Origin of the sequence: Stenotrophomonas sp. As-7, from assembly GCF_030291015.1 — a bacterium.
In the GTDB taxonomy this organism is placed as follows: Bacteria; Pseudomonadota; Gammaproteobacteria; order Xanthomonadales; family Xanthomonadaceae; genus Stenotrophomonas; species Stenotrophomonas lactitubi.
In genome coordinates this window covers 1599853-1614652 of sequence record NZ_CP127405.1, presented here as the reverse complement: position 1 = coordinate 1614652, position 14800 = coordinate 1599853, and the positions used below count along the sequence as shown (strand labels likewise).

Annotated in this window: 12 protein-coding genes; 9 read left to right on the top strand and 3 right to left on the bottom strand. The window is 68.0% G+C overall.

The annotated features are described in order from the left end of the window. Nucleotides 1-54 precede the first annotated feature (54 nt). The 6 genes from phoU to rnt all read left to right on the top strand — a co-directional run bounded on the left by phoU (nt 55) and on the right by rnt (nt 4190). Entirely contained in the window at nt 55-762 is a 708-nt protein-coding gene (phoU, locus tag QP457_RS07505; RefSeq protein WP_049465163.1) for a phosphate signaling complex protein PhoU, read from the top strand. 180 nt (nt 763-942) lie between these two features. Continuing rightward, the gene (locus QP457_RS07500) at nt 943-1293 is read left to right on the top strand and encodes a hypothetical protein (protein WP_205403988.1); all 351 of its coding nucleotides are present in this window, start codon (nt 943-945) and stop codon (nt 1291-1293) included. Next, entirely contained in the window at nt 1280-2155 is an 876-nt protein-coding gene (locus QP457_RS07495) for a DUF692 domain-containing protein (RefSeq protein ID WP_205403989.1), read from the top strand. The genes QP457_RS07500 and QP457_RS07495 overlap by 14 nt, the downstream gene beginning before the upstream one ends. Further along, nucleotides 2148-2903: a putative DNA-binding domain-containing protein gene (locus QP457_RS07490; protein WP_205403990.1), complete on the top strand. Its 756-nt coding sequence runs from the start codon at nt 2148-2150 to the stop codon at nt 2901-2903. Before QP457_RS07495 ends, QP457_RS07490 begins: the two co-directional genes overlap by 8 nt. A 23-nt stretch (nt 2904-2926) precedes the next feature. Beyond that, nucleotides 2927-3448, top strand: coding sequence for a DoxX family protein (locus QP457_RS07485; protein ID WP_205403991.1), 522 nt, complete (start codon nt 2927-2929; stop codon nt 3446-3448). 157 nt (nt 3449-3605) lie between these two features. Next, nucleotides 3606-4190 (top strand): ribonuclease T, encoded by a 585-nt coding sequence (gene rnt / locus QP457_RS07480; protein WP_032951815.1) that lies wholly within the window; start codon nt 3606-3608, stop codon nt 4188-4190. A gap of 288 nt (nt 4191-4478) precedes the next feature. Here the strand turns inward: rnt and QP457_RS07475 are convergent, their stop codons facing one another. The 3 genes from QP457_RS07475 to QP457_RS07465 all read right to left on the bottom strand — a co-directional run bounded on the left by QP457_RS07475 (nt 4479) and on the right by QP457_RS07465 (nt 9831). Next, nucleotides 4479-7424, bottom strand: coding sequence for a ligand-binding sensor domain-containing diguanylate cyclase (locus QP457_RS07475; protein WP_240196358.1), 2946 nt, complete (start codon nt 7422-7424; stop codon nt 4479-4481). A gap of 280 nt (nt 7425-7704) precedes the next feature. Continuing rightward, nucleotides 7705-9096: an ATP-binding protein gene (locus QP457_RS07470; protein ID WP_099819977.1), complete on the bottom strand. Its 1392-nt coding sequence runs from the start codon at nt 9094-9096 to the stop codon at nt 7705-7707. A gap of 6 nt (nt 9097-9102) precedes the next feature. Further along, nucleotides 9103-9831, bottom strand: coding sequence for a response regulator (locus QP457_RS07465; protein ID WP_025875399.1), 729 nt, complete (start codon nt 9829-9831; stop codon nt 9103-9105). A gap of 205 nt (nt 9832-10036) precedes the next feature. On the opposite strand from QP457_RS07465, the gene QP457_RS07460 reads away from it, so the two are divergent. From QP457_RS07460 to QP457_RS07450, 3 genes are read left to right on the top strand one after another with little or no spacing between them, the layout of a single operon-like run. Next, nucleotides 10037-11275 (top strand): efflux RND transporter periplasmic adaptor subunit, encoded by a 1239-nt coding sequence (locus QP457_RS07460; protein ID WP_205403993.1) that lies wholly within the window; start codon nt 10037-10039, stop codon nt 11273-11275. Beyond that, on the top strand, nt 11272-13230 hold the full coding sequence (locus tag QP457_RS07455) for a MacB family efflux pump subunit (RefSeq protein ID WP_108267837.1): 1959 nt from the start codon (nt 11272-11274) through the stop codon (nt 13228-13230). The genes QP457_RS07460 and QP457_RS07455 overlap by 4 nt, the downstream gene beginning before the upstream one ends. Continuing rightward, a complete protein-coding gene (locus tag QP457_RS07450; RefSeq protein ID WP_205403994.1) occupies nt 13227-14666 on the top strand; it encodes a TolC family protein in 1440 nt (479 codons plus the stop codon). The genes QP457_RS07455 and QP457_RS07450 overlap by 4 nt, the downstream gene beginning before the upstream one ends. Nucleotides 14667-14800: the final 134 nt, after the last annotated feature.

Here is a 14800-nt window from a genome sequence, read left to right as displayed (position 1 = left end):
GCTTCGCCACATGTCCCAGCCAGGCGCGGCCTGGCTCTACCTGGATTGCAGACCATGAACCTTCCCAACGACCACATCGTCAAAAGCTACGACGAAGAGCAGCAGCGCCTGGTGGCCGAAATCGTGCGCATGGGCGAGATGGCCGTCGCCCAGCTGGAGGCGTCGATGGACGTCATCGAGAAGCGCGATGAGAACGCCGCCCACCGCATCATCGCCAACGATGAAGCGATCGATGCGCTGGAACAGCAGATCAGCCACGACGTGATGCGCCTGGCGCTGCGTGGCCCGATGGCACGCGACCTGCGCGAGATCCTTGCCGGCCTGCGCATTCCGGCCGACATCGAACGCATCGGCGACTACGCGGCCAACGTCGCCAAGCGCTCCATCGCGCTGGGCAAGGTGCCGCCGCTGCCGCAGATCCAGGGCCTGCGCGCGCTCGGCCGTCTGGCTGCGCAGCAGGTCCGCCGTGCCATCGCCGCCTACCGCGACAACGATGCCGATGCCGCGCTGGAACTGCGCGAGGACGATGCCCGCCTGGATGCGCAGTACACCGCGCTGTTCCGCGAGCTGCTGACCTACATGATGGAAGACCCGCGCAACATCACCCCGTGCACCCATCTGCTGTTCATGGCCAAGAACCTGGAACGCGTGGGCGACCACGCCACCAACATCGCCGAAAACGTGTGGTTCCTGGTGCACGGCGAACAGCCGCTGCCGCCGCGCCAGAAGCGCGACGAGACCTCCAGCGCCGGCGACATCTGATACTGCACTGCAACACCGGATTCGACTCCAGGGTGGCCGCTGTCCTCGCGACAGCGGCCTTTTTTTTGGCGTCGCAATACTTCTCACGAAAATTTGAACTCCCGGCGAGGATTCGTTGAGTAGGATCGCTGCACCATCGCTTCACCACGGGCACCCGCCCACCACCCAGGAGCACGACCGATGAGCACCTCCAACAAGACGCTGTCCCTGCTGACCGCCACCGCCCTGGCCGCAGGCCTCGGCATGACCGCCTCCGCCTCGGCCCTGAGCATGAGCGATCTCGCCCAGGGCTATCTGGTTGCCGGCCAGGCGGCCAAGGCCACCGACGCGAAGGCGGCCGATGCGAAATCCGCCGACGCGGCCAAGCATGCAGAAGGCAAGTGTGGCGCCGACGGCAAGAGCGCTGAGGGCAAGTGTGGCGGCGACAAGGGCAAGGCAGCGGCCGGTGCCGACGCCAAGGCCAAGACCGGCGGCGACAAGAAGTCGGCCGAAGGCAAGTGCGGCGAAGGCAAGTGCGGTGGCAAGCACTGACCTCCGCGCCGGCGTCGTCCACCCGCGGTCGCCGCTTCCCGCGGCGGCCGTGGGCCTGGGCCTGCGCCGCGCCCTGCTGCAGGACCTGCGCGACGCACCCGCCGGCGATTTCGATTTCCTCGAGTGCGCGCCGGAGAACTGGATCGGTGTAGGCGGCCCCGCCGGTGACGCGCTGGCCGAACTGGTCACGCGCCATCCGTTGAGCTGCCACGGCCTGTCGTTGTCACTGGGTGGCAGCGCAGCGCTGGATACCCAGCTGCTGGCACAGGTGGGTGCCTTTCTTGAGCAACACCGAGTGCCGCTGTACAGCGAACACCTCAGCTACTGCAGCGACGAGGGCCATCTGTACGACCTGCTGCCGATTCCATTCACCGATGAAGCGGTACGCCACACCGCTGCACGCATCGCCCGCGTGCAGGACATCCTCGGCCGCCGCATCGCCGTGGAAAACGTGTCGTACTACCTGGCGCCGGAACCGATGATGGACGAACTGGCCTTCACCAATGCGGTGCTGGCCGAGGCCGACTGCGATCTGCTGCTGGACGTCAACAACGTGTACGTCAATGCCTGCAACCACGGCTACGACGCCGATACGTTCATTGCCGGCCTGCCCGCGCAGCGCATCGTCTGCCTGCACGTGGCCGGGCATCTGGACGAAGCTCCGGACCTGAAGATCGACACCCACGGCAGCCCGGTGATCGACCCGGTGTGGGATCTGCTGGCGCGCACCTACGCGCGCATCGGCCCACGCCCTACCCTGCTCGAACGCGACTTCAATTTCCCGCCTTACGCCGAGCTGCGCGGCGAACTGCAGACCATCCACCGCCTGCAGGCCGTGCATGCCGGAGTCGCCCATGGCTAACACCCCCGAACGACTGCGCACGCAGCAGCGGGCCTTCACCGCACACCTGCGCGACCCGGCGCAGGTACCGGCGCCGCCCGGCATGGACCCGCGCCGGGTGGCGGTGTACCAACGCCTGCTGTTCAACAACCTGCTGGGATTGTTGAGCAACGGCTTCCCGGTCTGCGTGCGCCTGGCGGGCGAACCGGCCTGGAGTGCGCTGGTGCGCCACTATTTCGCCAGCCACCGTTGCCACACCCCGTTGTTCACCGAGCTGGCGGCCGAGTTCGTGCAGTGGCTGCAGGCGCAGCCGGCGCTGCCGCACCCGGCGTTGGCCGAACTGGCCCACTACGAGTGGGTGGAGACCGCGCTGTACCAGCTGCAGGCTGATCCGCTGCCGGAACCGGGCGACATCGATCCGTTGCAAGTACCGTTGCAGCGCTCGCCACTGGCCTGGCCGCTGCTGTATCGCTGGCCGGTGCATCAACTGGGTAGCGACGATGCAGCGTCGCAACCGCCAGCAGAGCCCACCGGCCTGCTGGTACGGCGCGATGCCGATGGCGCAGTGCGCTTTGCCACCCTGACCAGCCTGGCGGTGCATCTGCTGACGCTGATCGGCGAGGCGCCCGGGGCCACCGGCCAACAACAGCTGCAGCAACTGGCCGTCCTGCACCACCTCGATCCCGAGACCCTGACCGCCCCGGGTGCGCAACTGCTGCAGCAGTTCCTGCGTGCTGGCGTGATCGGTCCGCTCTCCGCTTCACCCTGACGCCCCTTCCAGGAGATTCACCCATGAAGACCCCGATCCTGGCCGCAACCCGCGGCCAGCTGGACCGCTTCGCCCCGTGGTTGGCCCCGCTTGGCCTGCGCATACTGCTGGCCTGGGAATTTTTTGAATCCGGCCGCGAGAAACTGCACGGCGAGAACTGGTTCGCCGACCTGCAGGGCGCGTTCCCGTTCCCCTTCGACCAGTTGCCTGCTGCGCTGAACTGGCAGTTGGCCACCTGGTTCGAGCTGCTGGGCGCAGCCTGCCTGCTGCTCGGCTTCGGTACCCGTTTCGCCGCCGCCAGCCTGCTGGTGCTGACGGTCGTGGCAACGTACGCGGTGCACTGGCCAGCCGAATGGGGCTCGCTGGGCGATCTGGCGATGGGCTACACGATCAGCGACCAGGGCTTTGGCAACTTCAAACTGCCGCTGCTGTTCATGGCGATGCTGCTGCCGCTGCTGTTCACCGGCGCCGGGCGCCTGAGCGTGGATGCCGTGCTGCAGCGGTGGTATCCGTCGCCCCCCACGGCGCAGCCCGCGGTCCGGTAGACGCCGACCTTGGTCGGCGCACAGCGTGCCAACCAAGGTTGGCACCTACCGGGATCCCGGGCGCTCAGGGTCGCTCTGCTAGAATCCGCACATGACTGACCCCACTTCCGCACCTGCCGCCGCCCCTGTTTCCGACGTACCCCAGGCGCAGCGCGCGATGTCACAACGCTTCCGCGGCTTTCTGCCGGTGGTGGTGGATGTTGAAACCGGCGGCTTCGACAGCCAGCGCAATGCACTGCTGGAAATCGCCGCCGTGCCGATCGAGATGGACGAGAATGGCCTGCTCTACCCCGGCCAGACCGCCAGCGCCCACGTGGTGCCGGCCGAAGGGCTGGAGATCGACCCGAAGTCGCTGGAAGTGACCGGCATCATCCTCGACCATCCGTTCCGGCTGGCCAAGGAAGAGAAGGCGGCGCTCGATCACGTCTTCACTCCGGTGCGTGCAGCGATGAAGAAGTACGGCTGCCAGCGCGCGATCCTGGTCGGCCACAATGCCCATTTCGACCTGGGCTTCGTCAACGCTGCGGTGGCCCGTACCGGGCACAAGCGCAATCCGTTCCATCCGTTCAGCGTGTTCGACACGGTCACTTTGGCGGGTATCGCCTACGGTCAGACCGTGCTGGCGCGCGCGGCCACGGCGGCCGGGCTGGGCTGGGATGCCAACGAGGCGCACAGCGCGGTGTATGACACCGAGCAGACGGCGCGGTTGTTCTGCACGATTGCCAACGCCTGGCCGCGGTAAGGCAGCCAACGGCGGAGCCCCTCGTGGCGGGCTGACAGCGATTCGGCGCAAGGCCGGGCGGGTGGACTGCGCAGGGGACGCTGCAAGTACATCCCTGTAAGCTCGGTCGCCGCATCCATGCGGCTCACGCCCCTGCGCAGCCCACCCGCCCGGCCACGGACAGTTTCCTGGGCGCCACGGAAAGATCATAAAAGCGGGGGCAACAGCGGGTCGCTGCGCTCGATGGGTGCCGACCGTTGGTACGGCACTCCAGTAGATCCACGCCATGCGTGGATGCTTCGCACTTGATCAACCGATACTCGTACGATCGCGGCCGTCGCTCTTCGCGCGGTACAGCGCACGGTCGGCGCGCTGGTACAGCAGCGCCGGGGTGCGGTCGTCGCCATCCAGTTCCACCAGGCCGGCACTGAAGGTCACCCGCAGGCCCGGTATGCCGGCCCAGTCCGGGTGGTCATGGAACAGGCCACGCAGGCGCGCGCACAGTTGCGCTGCCTCCTCCAGCCGGGTGTCGTTGAGCAGCAGCGCGAATTCTTCGCCGCCGGTGCGTGCCGGCAGGTCCGAATCGCGACTGGCCGCTGCAATCACCTGGGCCACTTCCACCAGTACCGCATCACCAACGCTGTGGCTGTGCTGGTCGTTGACGTCCTTGAAGTGGTCGATGTCCAGCACCACCAGGCACAGCGGGTGGCCGCTGCGCTGGGCGCGGGCGAAATCGCGGGCCAGCGCCTCGTCAAAACCGCGACGATTGGCCAACCGGGTCAGCGCGTCCTCGCGGGCCTGTCGTTCGAATGCCTCGGCCTGCCGCGCCAGGCGCTCGGCCAGCTCGGTCTTTTCCTGGTTCAACGCCTGCAGGTGCACGGTCTGCGCCTGCAGGTCGAAGGTTGCCTCATCCACGCGCCGTGCCAGGCGCAGGTTGCTGGCCTTGTACTGCTGCAGCAGGAAGCGGTACAGCGCTACCAGCGCGGCCAGCAGCACCAGCCCGGTCAGCGCCTGCACGCTGCGCCGCTGCCACCAGAACGGTTCGACAGTGAAGCTCCACACCGCTTCCTGATGGCCCCAGCTGCCGCCCGGGTGCGAAGCGGCCACGTGCAGCGTGTAGTCGCCCGGCGGCAGGCCAACGAACTCCACGCTGCGCTGCGGGCCACGCTCCACCCAGCCGTTGTCCAGACCCTCCAGCCGCGTGCGGTAGCGGATGCGGTCGGACATCAGATAGCTCAGGCCCACGTAGCTCACCGCAAGCCGTCGCCCACCGGGAATCAGGTTGCGCTCGCGGCCTTCCCAGTGCACCGGCGCACCGTCCACCTGTACGTTCTCGATCGCCGCAGGCGGCGCCGGACGCTCGCGGAAGCGCTGCAGCCGCTGCGGATCGACCGTGCTCAGGCCACCGGCGGTCACCACCCAGAACGTGCCGTCCTGGCGCAGGATCGCCGAGGGTCCGGAGCTGCCGTTGGCCTGCGCATTGGCCATGCCGTCGATTTCGTTGTAACGCTCCACGGTTACCCGCGGCGCGCGTCCGTCGGCCACGGCGTTGAGCGTTGCCATATCGGTACGCAGCACACCGCGGTTGCTGCTGATCCACACATTGCCCAGCCGGTCGGGCACCAGCTGGAACACCGCATCCACCGGCATGCCCTGCTCCAGGCCCACGCGCGCCAGCGTGCCGCGCTGCCAGCGGTACAGCCCACGGTCACTGCTGATCCACATCGCATCGCCGATCTGGTGGAAGCCGAACACGCTGCGGCCACCGCCCAGCGGCGCCAGGTCGATCGACTGCACGCGATCACCACGCAGCACGCGGACGCCTTCGATGGTGCCGATCCACAGATTCCCCTGGTGATCGTGTTCCAGCGCGGTGGTCAGGCCCGCCGGCATGCCGGGAACCGTGGGCACACTTACCTCGTCACCCTCGATGCGGACCACGCCCTTCTGCGTCCCCGCCCAGACCACGCCGTCAGGGGCGATGCTGATCGCGCGGATGTTGCCGCCGGGCAGGCCATCGGCCGCAGCGTAGTTGTGGCGAAGCCGTCCGTCGGCGCGCAACCGGTAGATGCCGTCGCCGAAGGTGCCCACCCACAGATCGCCGCCGGCATCCTGGGCCAGGCTCAGTACCGAGGGCGCCTTGCCACCGCGGTTGTGCAGCGGCATCGCGCGGAATCGACCGTCAGCAGTCTGCAGGTCCAGGCCGCTGGCACTGCCCACCCACAGGTGGCGGTCACGGTCTTCCAGCACCGTGCGCACGTAGTCGCCGCTGAGGCCATCGCGCTCGGTGTAGCTGCTGAACAGGGTTTCGCGCAGGCGGTACAGGCCGCCGTTGGCACCCACCCAGATGCTGCCCTCGGCATCCTCGCGCAGGCTGACCACACGCCCGCCGGGCAGGTTCAGACCGGCCGGCAGGCGCTCCAGGCCATGCGCCGAAATGCGCAGCAGGCCCTGGTTCTCGGTGCCCAGCCACAGGTCGCCATGGCGGTCCTGCAGCATCGCGGTCAAGTGCAGCTGGCCGGGCAGCCGGTGCACCAGCACCAGGCGATCATCCTCCACCCGGTACAGGCGCTCGCCCGCGACAATCCACAGCGCGCCATCGGGTGCGCGGTAGGGCCACGACAGGCCCTTGTCCACGCCCCACGCCGCCGGCGCGCGCTGCAGCACGCCGTCGTTGTCACGCAGCACCAGGCCGTCGAGGGTGCCGATCCAGACCCGGTCCTGCGCATCGACCGCCATCTTGGTGAAGCTCATCGCCAGCGGCAGGTCCGGCGGTGGGCGCTGGTAGACGATGCCCTTGTCCGGCGTCAGATAGCCGATGCCCTTGCCTTCATACAGCAGCCACAGGCGCCCCTGGCTGTCCATCTGCATTGACTGGATCAGCACCTGCGGCGTATCCGGTTGATGCTCCCAGACCCGCCACTGGCCATCATTGCCGCGGTGGCTGACATTGCCGCGCGAGTCGCTGATCCACAGCCCGCCCTGCGGGTCGACCAGCAGCGCGCCGATGCCGTTGTCGCGCAGCCCCGGCCGCGTGCTGCGGTCGAACACGGTGAAATCCAGGCCGTTGTAGCGCACCAGGCCTTCCCAGGTGGCGAACCACAGGTGGCCTTCGGGGGTCTGCGCGATGTCGCGCAGCGAGTTGTGCGGCAACCCATTGCGCGAGGTCCACACGTCGATGGCGTAGTCGCGCAGCGGCGGTGCGCCACTCTGCGCGGCCAGCGGCGCGGCTATCGCCAGCAGCAGCCACAGCATGCCCCGTCGCAGCAGGCGACCGATCCGTTCCGCGTGGCGCCCCGCCCGGCGCCTTTCCGCCCCCTGTCCGCCCATCAGCGCAGCGGCGGCGGCCAGCTGCGGATGCCGGTGGTGCCGGCAGACGCGAACAGGAATGGCCGCACCGCACAGGGCGGCATGCCGGCAGGAACGGGCAGGCTCATCGGACGAAGAATGGGGAAGTACGCAGATGATAGGGCAAACCCTGTCTTCGGCGTCACCGCGCCCGGCGCAACCGGGCCTTGGACAGGGATTGCCGCTGCTACCGCGCCTCGGCGCTGGTGGACCACTGCACCACCGCTTCCAGCCCACCTTCGGGGCGGTTGCGCAACCACAGTCGGCCGCCATCCTTTTCGGCCAGCGCGCGGGCGATGGTCAGGCCCAGGCCGGCACCGCCGGTCTCGCGCGAACGTGAGGTCTCCACCCGCACGAACGGGTCGAACACCGCTTCCAGCTGGTCATCCGCCAGCCCAGGACCGTCATCGGCGATGACCACCGTGATCGTGCCCTCGCCGCGCTCGACACGTACCCGGGCGCGTTGTGCGTACATCACCGCGTTGTCCACCAGGTTGGAGAACAGGCGATGCATCGCCAACGGGCGCAGCATCAGCACAGCGCCGCTGCGGCCTTCGAAGACGACGTCAGCGCCGTCCTCGGCAGTGTCCTCGACGATGCTCTCCAGCAATGAATCCAGGTCCAGCGCGGCGCGCTGTTCGGCACTCTCCGCACTTCGGGCCAGTTCCAGACCCTCGCGTACCAGCGCCTGCATCGCGGCCAGGTCGCCGATCAGGCGCTCGCGCAGGGTCTCGTCGGTCACGTTTTCCAAACGCAGGCGCAGCCGGGTCAGCGGCGTCTGCAGGTCGTGGGTGATCGCCGCCAGCATCTGCGTACGTTCGGCCAGGTGGCGCTGCAGCCGATGCTGCATGGCATTGAAGGCCTCGGCGGCGCGCTGCACCTCGCGTGGCCCGCGCAGTGGCAGTGGCGCCCGCTGCAGGTCATCGCCCAGGTCCTCGGCCGCTGCCGCCAGCTCCTGCAGTGGCGCGCTGGCCATGCGCGCGACCACGTACGCCAGCACGGCAATGGCCAGCACCAGCAGGGTCAGGAACAGCGGGTCCACGGCGAGGATGCCGTTGTGCGCGATCGCCGGTGAATCCAGGGCGAGCTTCAGCAGCGTGCCGTCGTTGAGCACCACGTCCACCGCCCGGCACTTGGGTGGGATGAAGGTGGGATCGCGCTCGCGTGGCGGCTTGTGGTGGCCCGGCGGTGGCGGTGGCAGCAGGTCCTGCAGCTTGGGAATGCACGAACGGAACGAGGCAAAGTGCACATGTGCCCGTGACACCGGGCCGGGGCGGTCCTCCAGCACTTCCATCAGCGCCTTGTCGGCGCGCCCGATGCGCGCGCCGGGCTGCAGTGCGCGCACGCTGGGGCCACCGATCTCCAACAGCCGCTCGCGCAGTTCCGGGTTGCCGTCGAGCAGGTTGATGTAGCCCTGCAGGCGGTCGGCGATGCGGTTCAGGTTCTGCCGCTCGAATTCCTGCTGCCGCTTGGAACTGGCCAGCATGGTCGCGCCGATCGCGGCCACGCTCATGCCCAGCAGCAGGATCACGAACAGCCGTCCGACCATCGAGGACAGGAAGTGGCGCAGGCGCTTCATCGCGGCTTATTCCAGGTTGACGGCCGAGGCCAGCACGTAGCCTTCGTTGCGCACGGTCTTGATCAGGCCGTCGGGGCCGCCATCGTCGGCCAGCTTGTTGCGCAGCCGGCTGACCTGCAGGTCGATCGCCCGGTCCTGCGCTTCATAGTTGCGGCCGCTGCTGAGGGCAACCAGCTGCTCGCGCGAGAGCACCTTGTTGGCATGGGCGATGAACACCCGCAGCAGGCGGAACTCGGCGCCGGACAGCACCACCACGCGCCCGTCAGGGTCGACCAGGTGGCGATGCTCCAGGTCGAAGATCCAGCGCGAGAAACGCGCACGGCGCACCGCCAGCGGTTCCAGGTTGGCCGGCAGCGCTTCGGTACGGCGCAGCACGTTGCGGATGCGCGCCAGCAGTTCGCGCGGTTCGAACGGCTTGGCCAGGTAGTCGTCTGCACCCATTTCCAGGCCGAGCACACGGTCGATCGGCTCGGCGCGCGCGGTGAGCATGATCACCGGCGTGTTCGAGCGCGCGCGGAGGTCGCGGCACAGGGTCAGGCCATCTTCGCGTGGCAGGTTGAGGTCGAGCACGATCAGGTCCACGTGCTCGCGTTCCAGCAGCTGGCGCATGCTGGTGCCATCGGCGGCGGTGCTGACCTGGTAGCCAGCGCGGCCGAGCTGCTCGGCCAGCAGGGTGCGGATATCGTTGTCGTCATCGACGATCAGCAAACGGTGCATCGGGTTTTCAGTCTCCATGTCGCGAATCATCCCGTGTCGGCAGCTGAACCGCATCCAGGCCAATGCGTACCACTGTATCCCCCGCAGTGCGGGATACCTGCTGATACGCCGTCTCGCAGACAGTGTTACATAGAGACACACCCCGAGGATTGAGCACAGCGTCGCTCGATCTTCACAATGCCCACCAACGCCGCCACTGCGGCCCCCAGAGTGAAGCCGCCACGTGATCTCCCGCCTGTTGCCCGCGACCCGCAAGGGTCGCCTGATGTTGATCGCCCTGCTTGTCCTGATCGCCGCCGTTTCCGCCTGGTGGCTGCTGCGCAAGCCGGCCGCACCGGCCCTGGCGACCACCCCGGTCAGCCGCGGCGACATCGAGCAGACGGTGGAAGCGACCGGCGTGATCGACGCCTACAAGCTGGTCAGCGTCGGTGCGCAGGCCTCCGGCCAGATCAAGTCGCTGAAGGTGCAGCTGGGCGATACGGTGAAGGAAGGCGACCTGATCGCCGAGATCGACGCCACCACCCAGCAGAACCAGGTACTCAACGCACAGGCCTCGCTGGACCAGGTGACCGCGCAGCGCGCGGTGCAGCAGGCCACCCTGCGGCAGGCCGAACTGGAGTTCGCACGCCAGCAGCAGATGCTGGCGGCCGAAGCCACCTCGCGCCAGGAATATGATGCCGCCGAGGCCCAGCTGAAGACCGCGCGTGCGCAGCTGCAGTCCTACGAAGCGCAGATCAAGGGCCGCGAAACCGAACTGGGCACCGCCCGTGCCAACCTGGCCTATACCCGCATCGTCGCGCCGATGGATGGCACCGTGGTGGCGGTGGTGGCCGAGGAAGGCCGCACGGTGAACGCCAACCAGACCGCACCGACCATCGTGATGCTGGCGCGGCTGGACGTGGTGACCGTCAACGCCGAGGTCTCCGAGGCCGACGTGGTCAAGATCAAGGCCGGCATGCCGGTGTACTTCACCACGCTGGGCGACCCGGACCGCAAGTACCACGCCACGCTGCGGCAGATCAATCCGGCGCCGGCGTCGATCGCCAACGAGAGCTCGTCCAGTTCCAGCAGCTCGTCCAGTTCCAGCTCCAGCAGCGCGGTCTACTACAACGCGTTGTTCGACGTGGAAAACCCCGATGGCACCCTGCGCATCGACATGACCGCACAGGTCTCGGTGCTGCTGAAGCAGGCCAAGGGCGTGCTGATGGTGCCGGCCGTTGCACTCGGCCCGAAGTCGCGCGACGGCGAGCGCATCGTGCGGGTGGTCGATGACAAGGGCCAGCCGCAGCCGCGCAAGGTCAAGGTCGGCATCAACAACGGCGCCAACGTCGAGGTCCTGTCCGGCCTGCAGGAAGGCGAGCGGGTGGTGGTCGGCGAAGGCGGCGCTGCGGCAGCCGCGGGTGGCGGCAACCGCGGCGGCATGCAGATGCGGGTCGGCGGCCCGGGCATGGGGCGCCGATGAGCACGACGGCGCCGCTGCTGCGCCTGCGCGACCTGCGACGCGAATTCCCGGCCGGCGAGGACGTCATCGCTGTGCTGCGCGACGTCAACCTGGACATCCATGCTGGTGAGATGGTGGCCATCGTCGGCCAGTCCGGCTCGGGCAAGTCCACGCTGATGAACATCCTCGGCTGCCTGGACCGCCCGACCCGTGGCAGCTACCAGGTAGCGGGCCGCGAGACCGGGAAAATGGCGCCCGACGAGCTGGCCGAGCTGCGCCGCGAGCACTTCGGTTTCATCTTCCAGCGCTACCACCTGCTGGGCGATCTCGACGCGCGCGGCAATGTGGCCGTGCCGGCGGTCTATGCCGGCAGCCCCGGCCCGGTGCGCACCGCGCGTGCCGAGCAGCTGCTGCAGCGCCTCGGCCTGGCCGACCGCATGCACCACAAGCCCGGGCAGCTGTCCGGTGGCCAGCAGCAGCGCGTGTCGATCGCGCGTGCGTTGATGAACGGTGGCGAGGTGATCCTGGCCGACGAACCGACCGGCGCCCTCGATACGAAATCCGGCGAAGAGGTGATGGCCATCCTCGGCGAGCTGCATGCCGAAGGTCATACCATCATCATCGTCACCCACGACATGAGCGTGGCCGAGCACGCACAGCGCATCATCGAGATCCGCGACGGCGAGATCATCGCCGACCGCGCCAATCCGGCCGCGCCCAGCTACCGTGCGCAACGCGAACCGAGCACGGGCGTCGCCCACGGCAGCAGCTGGCAGGCCGCCCGCGACCGCTTCACCGAAGCGTTCCGGATGGCCCTGCTGGCAATGAACGCCCACCGCCTGCGCACCTTCCTGACCATGCTCGGCATCATCATCGGCATCGCTTCGGTGGTATCGGTGGTGGCACTGGGCAACGGCTCGCAGCAGCAGATCCTGCAGAACATCAGCGCACTGGGTACCAACACCATCGACGTCTACCCCGGTCGCGGATTCGGCGACATGCGTTCGGCGCGGGTGCAGACCCTCAAGGCCAGCGATGCCGATGCTCTGTCACGGCAGAGCTACGTCGACAGCGCCACCCCCAGCGTGTCCAGTTCGGTCACCGCGCGCTACCGCAACCAGTCGGCCACCGCGCAGATCAGCGGCGTTGGTGAGCAGTACTTCCGGGTGAAGGGCGTGAGCCTGCTCAGCGGCAGCTTCTTCGACACCGATGCGGTGAAGGGACTCGGCCAGGTGGCGGTGATCGATGAGAACACCAGGACCCAGTTCTTCCCTGACAGCGACCCGATCGGCCAGGTGATCCTGCTGGGCAACGTACCGGTGCGCGTGGTCGGGGTGGCCAAGAAGCAGAGCTTCGGTTTCGGCGGCAGCACCAGCCTGAGCGTGTTCGTGCCCTACACCACGGTGATGTCGCGCATGCTCGGGCAGAGCCACGTTTCCAGCATCACCGTGCGGGTGAACGATGAAACGCCGATGGATGCGGCGCAGGAAGCAATCACCCGGTTGCTGACCATGCGCCACGGCACCGAGGACTTCTTCCTCAGCAACAGCGCCGAGATCCGCGACACGATCGAACAGACCACGCGCACGATGACCCTGCTGATCGGCGCCATCGCCGCCATCGCCCTGCTGGTTGGTGGCATCGGCGTGATGAACATCATGCTGGTCTCGGTCACCGAGCGTACCCGCGAGATCGGCGTGCGCATGGCGGTGGGTGCGCGGCAGAGCGATATCCGCCAGCAGTTCCTGATCGAAGCGGTGCTGGTGTGCCTGCTCGGCGGACTGCTCGGCATCGGCCTGGCATTGTTGATGGGCGTATTGATCGGCCGTTTCGCCAGCGATTTCCAGGTGCTGTTCTCCACCGCTTCCATCATTGCCGCCTTCGCCTGCTCGACCCTGATCGGCGTGGCGTTCGGCTTCCTGCCGGCACGCAGTGCCGCCCAGCTCGACCCGGTGGAGGCCCTGGCACGCGAATGAAGATGATGACCCGACTGCCCTTCCCCACTCCCTCGCGCCTGCTGCTGGCCGGCGCCGTGCTGCTTGCACTCTCCGCCTGCGCTTCGGTAGGCCGCTATCCGGTTGAAGACCCCAGCGTTGCCGCCACCTATGGTCGTGGCGATGCGACCCTCAACGCGCCGGCCGACGACCCGCGCAGTGGCCTGGACACCCCGGCCCGCGACATCCGTCAGGACCACTGGTGGTCCGGTTTCGGCGATGAGCGCCTGGACCGCCTGGTTGCGCAGGCGCTGGCCGCCAACAGCGACCTCGGTGCTGCCGGCCTGGCCGTGCAGCGTGCACGCCTGCAGGCCGGCCTGGCCAGCAACGCGCTGTGGCCGCAGCCGTCCTCGTCCGGCGTGAGCGGCAGTGGCAGCCGCGCCACCGATCAGGCCGACGACTGGCGACGCAACTATTCCACCGGTGTGTCGCTGGGGTGGGAGGTGGACCTGTGGGGCCGCCTGCGCACCCAGCGCGACATTGCCCGCTGGGAGGCGGACGCCAGCGAGGAAGACCGGCAGAACACCGCCCTGCTGGTGATCGGCGATGTCATCAACCAGTACTGGGCGCTGGCCTACCTCAACCAGTCCATCGCCACCGGCCAGGCCAACCTCGAGCGGCTGCAACGCACGCATGAACTGGTGCAGGCACGCTTCGATGCCGGTGCGGTATCGCGGCTGGAAGTACGCCAGGCACTGCAGAACCTGCAGTCGCAGCGTTCGGCGCAGAGCGCGCTGGAGCAACAGCGGGTGGAAGTGCGCAATGCGCTGACCGTGCTGCTGGATGGCACGCCGTGGCCGCAGCAGGACGAACCGCAGAACCTGCTGGAGGCGCAGAGCCCGACCATTGCCGAAGGCCTGCCGGCCGACCTGCTCGGTCGCCGGCCCGACCTGCGTGCAGCCGAACTGCGTCTGCGCAACAGCCTGAAGACGATCCGGGTGACCGCTACCCAGTACTACCCGGCATTGAGCCTGACCGGCAGCCTGGGTTCCAGCGCGACCTCGCTGGGCGATGTACTGCGCAATCCGGTGGCGACGCTCGGGGCTGGCCTGTCGCTGCCTTTCCTCAACCTGCAGCGCGCGCAGCTGGATGCGGACGTGGCCGGTACCAACTACCAGATCGCTGCCACCAACTTCCGCAAGACGCTGTACACCGCGCTGTCGGAGGTGGACAACGCCCTGTCCGCCCGTGAGCAGCTGCTGCGCCAGGTGACCGCCTCGCAGGCGTCTTACGACGAAGCGGTGGAAGTGGAGCGCGCGCAGGAAGTGCGCTATCGCGTGGGCGCCACCGACCTGCGCACCTGGCTGGAAGCACAGCAGACCCGGCGCGATGCGGAACTGTCACTGGCGCGGGTGCGGCAGAGCCAGTTGAACAACGACGTGACGCTGTTCAAGGCACTGGGCGGCAGCGCGGGGTAAGGCACCAGGAGCGCCAACCAAGGTTGGCGGCTACCACCTGCCCGGTAGGTGTCGACCTTGGTCGACACGGTAGATCCCCGCCATGCGTGGATTGGGGGTCCGGCAGAAGAAAGGGCGAGATCCCTTTCCCAAGG